Annotated in this window: 1 protein-coding gene; it reads left to right on the top strand. The window is 72.9% G+C overall.

Annotated features, from left to right (window positions below):
* The coding region (locus PROKR_RS03060; RefSeq protein WP_169736306.1) for a glycoside hydrolase family 27 protein at positions 1-1,182 on the top strand (1,182 nt) is incomplete at both ends.

The raw sequence follows: 1,182 nt of genomic DNA on the forward strand, positions 1-1,182 counted from the left end.
GCCGCGACGGGGCTGGCGGGCACCGCCTCGGCCGCCCCGGCCACGAACGCGGCGCCCGCCGCCGGAACCGCGCCGAGTCCCAGCCCCACGCCCTACCAGGGCTGGAACACCTACTACGGCCTGGGCGGCGACTTCACCGCCGACGAGGTCCTGGACGTGGCCGACTTCCTGGTCTCGTCCGGCCTCGCGGACGCCGGCTACGACATCGTGTGGCTCGACGGCGGCTGGCAGGCCGACGTGCCTCGCGGCGACGACGGCCTGCTGCAGGGCGACGCCGAGCGCTTCCCGGACGGCATGGCCGCACTGGCCGACGAGATCCACGACCGCGGCCTGCGCGCCGGCATCTACACCGACGCGGGCCCGTACATCCCGGGCACGTGCGGCCTGGGCAGCGGCGGCCACTACCAGACCGACGCCGACACCTTCGCGGCGTGGGGCTACGACGCCGTCAAGGTCGACTTCCTGTGCGGCATCACGGCCGACCTGGACCCGCAGGAGGCGTTCACGGAGTTCGCGCAGGCGCTGCGGAACAACAGTTCCGGCCGGTCGATGATCTTCAACCTGTGCAACCCTGTGACCTCGCCGGACTGGGGCGACTATCCCCAGGAGCAGCAGTCCACCTGGTCGTGGACCTACGCGCCGGACATCGCGGAGTCGTGGCGCACCTACACCGACGTCGGGTTCGTGGGGCAGATCCAGTTCAAGGACGTGCTGCGCAACTTCGACGCGAACGCGCGGCACCCCGAGGTCGCGGGACCGGGGCGGTTCAGCGACCCCGACTACCTCGGGCCGGAGCTCGGCATGACCACCGAGGAGTTCCGCACGCAGATGTCGCTGTGGACGGTCGCGGCCGCGCCGCTGGTCATCTCCAGCGACCCGCGCACCCTGAGCCAGGAGTCGATGGACATCCTGCTCGACGAGGACGTGCTGGCGATCGACCAGGACCGGCTCGGCGTCCAGGGCACCCGGGTCGGCCCCGCGGGTACCACCGAGACGTGGACCAAGCCGCTGGCCGACGGGTCGGTCGCCGTCGCGCTGCTGAACCGCGGCGACCGGGCCGCCGAGATCGCCACCACCGCCCGTGACCTGGGCCTGCGCGGCCGGTCGTTCGAGGTGCTCGACGCCTGGACCGACGCCCGCACGCAGTCCTCGGGCACCATCCGGGCGGCGGTCCCGGCGCAC

Source organism: Promicromonospora kroppenstedtii DSM 19349 (assembly GCF_000515355.1).
GTDB lineage: Bacteria > Actinomycetota > Actinomycetes > Actinomycetales > Cellulomonadaceae > Promicromonospora > Promicromonospora kroppenstedtii.